The 9,581-nt window shown below is 63.8% G+C and carries 8 protein-coding genes; 1 reads left to right on the plus strand and 7 read right to left on the minus strand.

Annotated elements, in window-relative coordinates; genetic code table 11:
* Positions 1-56: 56 nt before the first annotated feature.
* Together MTX35_RS14910 and MTX35_RS14915 are read right to left on the minus strand one after the other, a co-directional pair.
* Positions 57-671, minus strand: a complete 615-nt coding sequence (locus MTX35_RS14910; protein ID WP_243595721.1) for a histidine phosphatase family protein — start codon at positions 669-671, stop codon at positions 57-59.
* Positions 672-675: 4 nt separating this feature from the next.
* Entirely contained in the window at positions 676-1,587 is a 912-nt protein-coding gene (locus tag MTX35_RS14915; protein ID WP_243595722.1) for a LysR family transcriptional regulator, read from the minus strand.
* Between the two features lie 83 nt (positions 1,588-1,670).
* Here MTX35_RS14915 and MTX35_RS14920 point away from each other — a divergent pair, with 83 nt between their 5' ends.
* Entirely contained in the window at positions 1,671-2,897 is a 1,227-nt protein-coding gene (locus MTX35_RS14920) for an MFS transporter (RefSeq protein ID WP_243595723.1), read from the plus strand.
* On the opposite strand, the gene MTX35_RS14925 is transcribed toward MTX35_RS14920, so the two are convergent.
* The 5 genes from MTX35_RS14925 to lysX all read right to left on the minus strand — a co-directional run bounded on the left by MTX35_RS14925 (position 2,886) and on the right by lysX (position 9,364).
* Positions 2,886-3,314 (minus strand): DUF4190 domain-containing protein, encoded by a 429-nt coding sequence (locus tag MTX35_RS14925; RefSeq protein ID WP_243595724.1) that lies wholly within the window; start codon positions 3,312-3,314, stop codon positions 2,886-2,888. The genes MTX35_RS14920 and MTX35_RS14925 overlap by 12 nt on opposite strands.
* A 52-nt stretch (positions 3,315-3,366) precedes the next feature.
* The gene (locus MTX35_RS14930) at positions 3,367-3,768 is read right to left on the minus strand and encodes a TIGR03618 family F420-dependent PPOX class oxidoreductase (RefSeq protein WP_243595725.1); all 402 of its coding nucleotides are present in this window, start codon (positions 3,766-3,768) and stop codon (positions 3,367-3,369) included.
* A 173-nt stretch (positions 3,769-3,941) separates the two neighbouring features.
* Positions 3,942-4,946: a beta-ketoacyl-ACP synthase III gene (locus tag MTX35_RS14935; protein WP_243595726.1), complete on the minus strand. Its 1,005-nt coding sequence runs from the start codon at positions 4,944-4,946 to the stop codon at positions 3,942-3,944.
* A gap of 100 nt (positions 4,947-5,046) precedes the next feature.
* Positions 5,047-5,943 carry an alpha/beta fold hydrolase gene (locus MTX35_RS14940; protein WP_243595727.1) on the minus strand — a complete coding sequence of 299 codons (897 nt, stop codon included), beginning with the start codon at positions 5,941-5,943 and terminating at the stop codon, positions 5,047-5,049.
* Between the two features lie 109 nt (positions 5,944-6,052).
* Complete coding sequence (lysX, locus tag MTX35_RS14945) at positions 6,053-9,364, minus strand: bifunctional lysylphosphatidylglycerol synthetase/lysine--tRNA ligase LysX (protein ID WP_243595728.1); 3,312 nt, start codon at positions 9,362-9,364, stop codon at positions 6,053-6,055.
* Positions 9,365-9,581 lie beyond the last annotated feature (217 nt).

Genomic DNA, 9,581 nt, shown 5'->3' on the forward strand with positions numbered 1-9,581 from the left:
TCCGCCTACCACTCGACCACCGTCGACGCCACGTTTCCTGCCTGTGAGCTGGGACTTTAAGAGCTTTCTGTGGATTGCCGGTTGCGGGGCAACAGGTCCCAGACGTGCTCGGTTTCGTTCACCGAGGAGACCGACCTCGCGCCGCTGCGCGAGAACAGCACCCGCGTCACCGAGCAGTAGTCGATGGGGAAGCCGAGCACCTTCGGGGTCTGCAGAATGTCCTGCAGGAGGATGTTGACAACGCCGCCGTGAGCGAAGAGCGCGACGGTGTCGGTGTGCGCGGCGGCCGAGACGATGTCGGCCACCCCGGCCAGAACGCGGCTACGAAACGCCTGCTCGTCGACCTGTTCGGGGAGATGCCCGGCCTTGATGCGGTCGAATGCGTCGCGGAATTCGATCTTGGCCGACTCGATCGGCACGTACCCGCCGAAGTCGCGGTCGTATTCGGTCACGCGATCGTCGGGTTCGACCGTGAGGCCGAGCCGGTCGGCCAGTGGCTGTGCCGTCTGGACGGCGCGGAGCTGGGAACTCGACACGACTCGAGAAATCGGGAACCGAGCCACGGCACCTGGCACCCGCAGGGATTGTTCGACGCCGAGTTCGGCGAGAGCGGGATCGGCGGAGGTCTCCGACCGTTGTGGCAGTGCGTGCCGAACCAGAACCAGTTGCATCGACTCACCTAATCACGAGTGTTCGGCCGCTGCGCAGCACCATCGATTTGAAGGCCGTCACCTGACGAGGCCATTCGGCCTGTGGATTCCACACCATGCCGATGCGTCGACTGGCCGCGGGTTGGGTGAGCCCGATGTCGACGGTTCCGCCCTCGCCGGCGTGCGCGCGGATCCGGGGCAGGATGGCGATGCCGAGACCGGCCCCGACGAGCCCGCGCACCGTGTGGGTGTCCTGCCCCTCGAATGCGATACGCGGGGTGAAACCGGCCTCCGCCCACAACTCGTCGCAGATCGACCGCATCCCGAAGCCGTGGCCCATCGCGATGTAGCTCTCGTCGGCCGTGTCGGCCAGGTCGACCGATCTGCGTGCGGCGAGGCGATGATCGGCCGGAACCACCAGCATCAGTCTCTCGTCGTAGAGCTGGAACGAGTTCGCGTCGGTGTGCTCGGTGCTGAGGGAGACGAACGCCAGGTCCGATGCGCCGTCTGCCAGGCGGTCCAGGCAGCGTGCGCGTGCGCCCTGATCCAGATCGAAGGTGACGGCCGGATGATCGACGCGGAACTGTCTGATCAGCGCAGGTACGACGTCCTCGCCCAGGGTGTTCTGAAACGCCACCGCGATGCGGCCGCGGGCTCGGGCGTCCTGCTCGGTCAATGCGTCGATTCCGGCGTCGATGTCGCTCAACGCCCGCTGCAGGTAGGGAATCAACACTCGGCCGGTGCTGGTGAGCACGATGCCGCGGCCGCGTCGTTCGACGATGTCGACGCCGAGGATCGCCGAGGCGCGGGCCACCTGCCGGCTGACGGTGGGCTGTGGGATGCCCAGGACGTGCGCGGCGTCGGTGATGTGCTCGGTGTCGGCCACCGCGACGAGGGTCGGCAGCAGCGGTAGCAATTCGATCGCTTCGCGACGCATGTCCGAATCATATCGCTGCCGTATTGGATTGCCCGGGTCTCATGCATTGGACGAATACCGTGAGCGCTTCTAACGTAATCCGCATGACTACGACCGAGTCCGGCGTCCTGGGATGGGAGGGACACCCCAGGGGATCGCGCGAATACCGTCGGCTCGTGTTGGCGTTGCTGTTCGCCGGAGTCGCGACGTTCGCTCAGCTGTACTCGGTGCAGGGAATCCTGCCGCTCATCGCCGCCAATCTCGACATCACTCCGTCGCAGTCCTCGCTCGCGGTCGGGCTCGCGACGGTCGGTGTCGCGGTCTCCGTGATTCCGTGGTCGGTGGCGGCAGACCGGATCGGTCGAGTCCGGGCCATGACGGCATCGGTCCTCACCGCGACGACGCTGGGACTGTTGGTGCCGCTGGCACCGTCGCTCGAGGTGTTGCTCGGCGTGCGATTGCTCGAAGGTGCGGCGCTGGGCGGTCTTCCGGCCATTGCGATCGCATACCTCAGCGAAGAAGTGCATCGCAATCACACCGCGTTGGCAGCGGCGACCTACGTGTCCGGTACGACGCTCGGCGGTCTGCTTGGCCGCATCGTCGCGGGACCTGTTGCGGAATACACCAACTGGCGCATCGGTACGTTGACCGTGTCACTGATCGCGGCAATCGCCGCCGCGCTGTTCGTGTGGCTCGCTCCTCGGCCGCGAACGACGCTTGTGCACAGCCACATTCGCGACCTACCGAAACGGCTGTGGGTGAATCTTCGCGAACCGGGAATGCTGGCCCTGTACGGCCAGGGTTTCCTGTTGATGGGCGGCTTCGTCGCGATCTACAACTTCCTCGGATTCCGTTTGGAGGCCGTGCCTTTCGGGCTACCGCAGTCCTTGATCAGCCTGATCTTCGTGGCGTACCTCAGCGGTACGCTGTCCTCACGGGTGGCGGGCAAGCTCGCGACGAAGCACGGCAGGTCGGCAGTACTCGCCGGATCCACTGCGACGATGATCGTCGGAGTGGCCCTGACGATGGCGTCGAACCTCGTCGTCATTCTGACCGGCCTGGTGATCCTGACCATGGGTTTCTTTGCCGCCCACGCCATTGCGTCGGGGTGGACCGGCCAACGCGCCGTGCACGGTCGTGCACAGGCCACCTCGCTGTACAACCTCTTCTACTACGGCGGATCGTCCATCGTCGGTTGGATCGGCGGCGTCGTGTTCCAGTCCCTGGGATGGAACGCATTGGCGCTCTTCGTCATTGCACTGGCACTGATCGCAGGCGTCTGGGCCGCGTGCCTGAACGGTCGATTGGCGCAGCCTGTATCAGTAGGTTGAAGTATTCGCGGCAGCGATCGCAAAGAGAACGATCGCGCCCACGATGACGATGACGAACAGCGCGATCGAGACATAGCCGACGATCAGGCCCGCCGTCGCCAACCCGGATCCGCCTTCGCCCGTGCGCCTGATCTGGCCTCGCGAAATGTGGCCACACACCACAGCACACACCGACGCGATCAACGGAATGAACGTCAGACCCAGAATCGCCAATACGAGCGAGACAACCGCCAAGGTGTTGGTGGTCGGCGGGGTCTGATACCCGCCGGCATAGGGCGCATAGCCGTACTGGGGGTTGGGATACTGGGGGTTGGGTTGCTGGGTGTTCTGGTACGGCGGGTACTGCTGCTGTCCAGGATCCGGCTCATCACCCTCGGACTTGTCGAACGGACCGAAATTGCCCTGCGGATAGCCCATTGCGGGAGTCTTGCACCTCGAAACCGTCGCCGCAACAGCACTCGACCGTGGGCTATGTCCCGAGCTTGCCCCAGCCCACATACGCATCGACGGTCACGAACCCGGTCACCCGAGGCTGATCCCGAACCGGATACGGATTGCCGGTGTAATGCGTCGAAATGCGATCGATGTCCACCAGCTCCGGGTCGTCCTGGAGCTCGATCGAACCGTGCACTGTGATGTGGGTGTACCAACTGGCGTCGTCCAACACCGAAATCGAGACCTTCGGATTGGCCCTGATGTGCTCGAGACGCTTACGAGACGCGTCGAAATTGAGCACGACCTTCCCGTCCTCCCATAGATACCACGTGGGCGCGGTGATCGGCGTTCCATCGGCACGAACCACAGCCATGACTGCGGGATTCGCTTTCGTCAACATCTCAACAGCAGCATCGGGCAACGGGGGCTTCGGCATAGGACAACACTACGACCCCACCCGTCCATAATCCGACAAAATTCGCCCACAGTGCCCGCCCGAGTCCACTCGATGTGCCATTGACTGCCGAAAAGGCCACTGAATGTCACATCGAGTGCACTGGGGATCCGGGTGCACTCGGAAGGTCGAGTGCATTGGACGTAATTCGGCGACTACAGGTTGGGCAGTTTGACTACCTGTCCGGCGTAGGAGAGTCCGGCACCGAAGGCGAGCAGCAGAGCGGTGTCTCCTGCTTTTGCTTTGCCGGTACGCAGGAGCTCCTCCATGGCCAAGGGGATCGAGGCTGCCGAGGTGTTGCCGGTTTCGGCGATGTCGTTGGCGACCGGGGTGCCGTCGGACAGGTTCAGGCTCTTGGCCAGCAGTTCGGTGATGCGGCTGTTGGCTTGGTGGGGGATGAAGGCGTGCAGTTCGTCGGTCTTGATGCCGGCGACGTCGAGGACTCGCTGCGCGGCCTTGCCCATTTCGAATGCGGCCCAGCGGAAGACAGAGATTCCGTTCATCCGGATCCAGGGTCGCTCCAGGCCTTCTTCGGTGATGTAGTCGTACCAGTCGGTTGTCTGAACGATGGCGTCGGATTGTGAGCCGTCGGAGCCCCAGACGGCGGGTCCGATCTCGGTTTCGTCGCTCTGCCCGACGACCACGGCACCTGCGCCGTCGGCGAAGATGAAGCGTGTGGTGCGGTCGTAGGGGTCGGTGGTGACGCTGAGCTGTTCTGCGCCGATGACGAGGACGTACTTGGAGGTTCCGGCCTTGACCAGGTCGGATGCGACGGCGAGGGAGTAGCAGAATCCTGCGCAGCCGGCGCAGATGTCGAATGCTGCTGGGCCCTTGGTGCCGAGTCCGTGCGCTACTTTCGCGGCTGCTTGGGGTGTGAGTTCGAGATGTGTCGAGGTGGCGACGATGACGGTGTCGACCTGATCGGCGGTGATTCCGCTGGCCTCGAGGGCTTTGCGTCCTGCGGAGATGGACATCTCCACGACGTTTTCCTTGGGATCTGCGAAGCGCCGGTTCTTGATTCCCGAACGCGTTTGGATCCACTCGTCACTCGAGTCGATGAATTCACAGATCTCGTCGTTGGTCACGACTCTCTCGGGGCGGTGAACGCCGAGTCCGAGTAGTTTCGACTGTCGTCCCTGCGTCGTGCTGATCGCACCCATCTTCAATTTCCTCTCGTGCTACCGCGCCATCGCCGAGCTTCGGCTCGGGTCTTGGGCTACGGGCTCGGTGACACACGTTACGTGCGCCGCCTCGAGGGGTTCACACCAGTTCGGTGATGAGGGCTGCGACCTCGGCGGGTTTGTCGATCATGGCGTGGTGATGGGCGGGCATGACGACGGTGAACTCGGCACGCAGATACGCGGCGAGCCTGCGTTGAGTCTTGATCCATCTCTTGCCCCACGGGGATGGCCGTCCGGTGTGGGCTGCGGCGACGATGACCGGAACAAGGAGTGGCACACGCTTCCGAAGTCTGTTCAGTTCGACCGCGAGGTCGGGGTAGACAACATCTTCCACGAGTGCAGCTGTGAGGTAGGCGGGCCTGCGGTAGATGTCGTCCACCCAATCGAACGTCTCCTGCGGTGTGCCGTCGGGCGGTGTCGCCTGGTTGAGGACGCGGCGCACCCGCGGACCGACCAGCTTCTGCACGCCGCTCTTGCTGAGCACGGTTGCGATCAGGTGTGCAACCTCGACGCGCACGACAGTCGGGATGAAGCGTCGGGGGTCGGATTCTGCACTGGAATCGAGCAAGAGAATCCCGCGGATGCGCGACGGGTACAGCCGGGCGACGGCTTCGGCATAGAAGCCGGCAATCGAATGACCTACGACGACGGCAGGCTCCGCGACTCCGAGTGCGTCCAGGACGCCGACGATCCTGTCGGCCTCCCCGCGGACGGTGGGCGTGGCACCGTCGGGCAGGGGGTCGCTGAGTCCGAAGCCGGGGCGGTCGAGCACGACCACGTGATGGTGGGCGCTCAGGATGTCGACGGTGTCGTTCCAGTCGAACCAATTGCTGCCGAGGCCCCCGCACAGAACGACTGTGGGGCCTGTCCCGCGCACCAACAGGTGCAGACGTTGTCCGTCCACCTCGACGTACCGACCGGGAGAATGTTTCACGGGAAACAACGCACCGCGTTCGGTTCGATCCGCGTTGTCCATGTCTGGTTCCCCGTCACGCTTTGCCGACCTGTTGACTGTTTCACGCTCCAGTTTCCATCATCTTCCCTGTTTTGCACACCCGGTCGCGTGAACGGGCTTCGGGGGAAGGTCATTGACGCGGTTTGGCCAGGGGAAAGGCGAGTGTCTCGCGAATGCTGCCACCCGTGATGAGCATGACCACTCGGTCGACGCCCATGCCCAGACCGCCGGTCGGCGGCATTCCGTGCTCGAGGGCTTGCAGGAAGTCCTCGTCCAAGCTCATCGCTTCTTCGTCGCCGCCGGCCGCCAACAGCGACTGTTCGGTGAGGCGCTGCCGCTGATCGACAGGGTCGGTCAGCTCGCTGTACGCGGTACCCAGCTCCACGCCCCACGCGACGAGATCCCACTTCTCCGCGACGCCCGGGATGCTCCGATGCGGCCTCGTCAACGGCGACATCGACGTCGGGAAGTCCTTGTAGAAGGTGGGGAACTCGGTGTAGTCCTCGACGAGGTGCTCGTACATGCCCTGCGCGACGGCCCCTACATCCCAGGTCTTCTCGTACGGAATGTCGTTCTCGTCGCACAGTCGTCGTAGCTCCTCGAGGGGGGTCGACGGCTCGACCGGAACACCCAACTTCTCGGCGACGGCACCGTGCAGAGTCTTGACGGGCCATTCGCCGGAGATGTCGATCTCGATCATCTCCCCGTTCGGACCGTCGGGACGCAGGATGATCTCCCGTCCGTGTGCAGCGACGGCAGCTCGCTGAATCAACTCGCGGCACAGCACCATTGCGCGTTCGTAGTCGCTGTGGGCTTCGTATGCCTCGAGGATCGTGAACTCGGGATTGTGTTTGAAGTCCGCTCCTTCGTTGCGGAACACACGCCCGATCTCGAACACCTTCTCCATGCCGCCGACGCACAGGCGCTTGAGATAGAGCTCCGGGGCGATACGCAGGTAGAGATCGAGATTGTAGGCATTGATGTGGGTGACGAAGGGCGCTGCGTTCGCACCGCCGTGCACCTGCTGGAGGATCGGTGTCTCGACTTCCATGTAGCCGCGATCGCTCAGTGAATCACGAAGCGACTTCACCACATTCGAGCGTGCAATCATCAGAGCACGAGCATCCCGATTGATCGCCAGGTCCACGTACCGCTGCCGCACCCGCGCTTCCGGGTCGGTCAGGCCGCGGTACTTGTCAGGCAGAGGATGCAAGCACTTGGCGTTCATTCGCCACTCGGTGGCCAGCAGAGACAACTCACCACGCCTGCTGTATCCGATGGTTCCGCTGACCTCGATGAGGTCACCCAGGTCGAAGTCGGCATCGAATTCCTCGATTCGGTCGCCGACCCGTTCGCGGTCGAACAGCACCTGGATATCGGACGACCAATCCCGGATGACGGCGAAGGACACGCTGCCGTAATCGCGTATGCGCAGAATGCGTCCGGCGATCCGCACCGTAGTGCCCTGAGGCGAGGCCACCGCCGCCTCCACCGTGTGCGTCGGAGGATAGGCGACGGGATAGCCCTCGGTGCCCTCGCGCTCGAGGCGATCGAGTTTCGACATGCGCACGCGCACCTGGTCGGGACGCTTACGGCCCGGTGTCGGCTCGTCTACGACGCTGTCGGGGCCGCTGCCGTCGGGATGAATGTCGTCCGCGTCGGCGAGAGCCGCAGGCACTGCCTCATGGGATCCGGTGTGCTTCGATGCGCGCCGGAAGGTCGGGAGAGTCAGGAAGCCTTCGGCGATGGCCGACGCGACGCCGACCTTGGGCAACACCCGATTCTCGGCGAAGCACAGGTAGCGCGGCTCCCACTCCGGAAGGTACTTCACGTTCGAGCGATACAGTGCCTCGAGCTGCCACCACCGGGAGAAGAACACCAGCAGGCCGCGCCAGATTCGCAACACCGGCCCGGCCCCGATGCGGCTGCCCTCCTCGAACGCGGCGCGGAACACCGCGAAGTTCAACGAGATCTTGCTGACGCCGAAATGATCTGCGCCGGTAGCGAGCTCGGTCACCATCAGCTCGATCACCCCGTTGGGCGACGCCGGATCACGACGCATCAAATCCAGCGACGCACCGGTACGACCCCACGGAACCAGCGAGAGGACGCCGATCACCTTCTCGCTCTGAACCGCCTGCACCAGAAGGCAATCGCCGTCGAGCGGGTCACCCAACCGGCCCAACGCCATCGAGAAACCGCGCTCGGTCTCGGTATCGCGCCACGCATCGGCACAGGCAATGATCCCTGCCATCTCCTCCGACGAAATGTCGCGATGACGACGCACGGTGACCACGACACCCGCCTTGCGAGCCCGGGTCACCGCCTGACGCACGGGGCGCATCTCGCGTCCATTGAGGTTGAAGTCTTTGGTTCTGAGGATTGCTTCGTCGCCGAGTTCGAGGACGCTGAGGCCGGCCCGTTTGTACGCGGTGGCCCCGATTTCACTGGCCCCCATGACAGCTGGGGTCCAACCGTACTTCTCTGCCAGGTCCAGCCATTCGGAGATCGCATGTGGCCAGGCCTCGGGATTGCCGATCGGGTCCCCGCTCGCCAGACACACCCCCACCTCGACGCGATACGTCACCGCCGCCTTGCCGCTGGTGGCGAAGATGACGCCCTTGTCGCGGCGAGTGGCGAAGTAGCCGAGCGAATCGTCGGTGCCCCACTTGCCCAGCAGGCCACGCAGAGCGGACTCGTCACGACCGGTGAGCGCGTTGCTGGAACGCTGAGACCGAAACAACGTGATGACGGCTCCCAGCAACGCCAGCGCTCCGAACAGACCCAACGCCGTGTTGACGATGCCGTTCGGCCGGCCGTCGAACTGCTCGTTGTCCACCGTCGCCAACGCCGTCACGCGATTGAACGCCCACAGAAACGTCTGACTCTCCGGCAGCGACCCGGGGAACAATGCCACCAGAGCCCACCCGACGATCGTCCCGACGGCAGCGCCCAGCACCAGGACACCGAGCGCCTTCCACACCGCACCGCGACGCACCCGTGTGTAGAACTCCTTGCGTGCGGCGATCAACAACCCCGTCACGACGATGTGGACAGCCAGCGCGATCCACGAATTGATGTCCTTCTCCGTGATGCCCTCGACGACATTGGTGATCGCCGTCAACACCAGATAAATCGTCAGCAACCACCAGGCAATGCGCTTACGACTCGCCAACGCCGCCGCCAACAACCCGACAACCAGAGCCCACGACAGACTCGTATCGGGCGCATCGAAGTAATAGTTGTCCACATACTCGCGAGGAACGTGAACCAGGAAGCGAAGAGTCGGCGACAGACTCCACAGAAACAACAGCACCGCAAACACGCCGAGCACCAACCCCGCGATATGCGGCACCTCACTCAACCGACCGCGCGCGGGTGGCACGAACGACCGCGGAGCGTTGGAACCGAACCGTTCCGAGGGAATTGCTGTCGCCGTCATATCTCACTCCCGAAGTCAGAATGCACCTGCAAGTAAACGGTATCCTCGCCGACCCCGAGTCAGTTGCCCATTGCCCGCACCCCCGCCCACTCAATGTGACTGTGAGTATGAATGTGTCCGGTGATACTGGATATCTGCGGTGGGTTGGGGCCTGACTCTCAATGTGACCGACGCCCGGTGGGCTGTCCTTCGAACGATGTGTCGGTACCCGACCCGC

It is taken from the genome of Rhodococcus sp. ARC_M12 (assembly GCF_022810385.1).
GTDB classification, from domain to species: Bacteria; Actinomycetota; Actinomycetes; order Mycobacteriales; family Mycobacteriaceae; genus Rhodococcoides; species Rhodococcoides navarretei.

Excerpts from the sequence above, each read along its gene's own strand:
- MTX35_RS14910 (WP_243595721.1), bottom strand. The coding sequence starts at position 671 with ATGCAACTGGTTCTGGTTCGGCACGCACTGCCACAACGGTCGGAGACC.
- lysX (WP_243595728.1), bottom strand. The coding sequence starts at position 9,364 with ATGACGGCGACAGCAATTCCCTCGGAACGGTTCGGTTCCAACGCTCCG.
- MTX35_RS14915 (WP_243595722.1), bottom strand. The coding sequence starts at position 1,587 with ATGCGTCGCGAAGCGATCGAATTGCTACCGCTGCTGCCGACCCTCGTC.
- MTX35_RS14920 (WP_243595723.1), top strand. The coding sequence starts at position 1,671 with ATGACTACGACCGAGTCCGGCGTCCTGGGATGGGAGGGACACCCCAGG.
- MTX35_RS14935 (WP_243595726.1), bottom strand. The coding sequence starts at position 4,946 with ATGGGTGCGATCAGCACGACGCAGGGACGACAGTCGAAACTACTCGGA.
- MTX35_RS14925 (WP_243595724.1), bottom strand. The coding sequence starts at position 3,314 with ATGGGCTATCCGCAGGGCAATTTCGGTCCGTTCGACAAGTCCGAGGGT.
- MTX35_RS14930 (WP_243595725.1), bottom strand. The coding sequence starts at position 3,768 with ATGCCGAAGCCCCCGTTGCCCGATGCTGCTGTTGAGATGTTGACGAAA.
- MTX35_RS14940 (WP_243595727.1), bottom strand. The coding sequence starts at position 5,943 with ATGGACAACGCGGATCGAACCGAACGCGGTGCGTTGTTTCCCGTGAAA.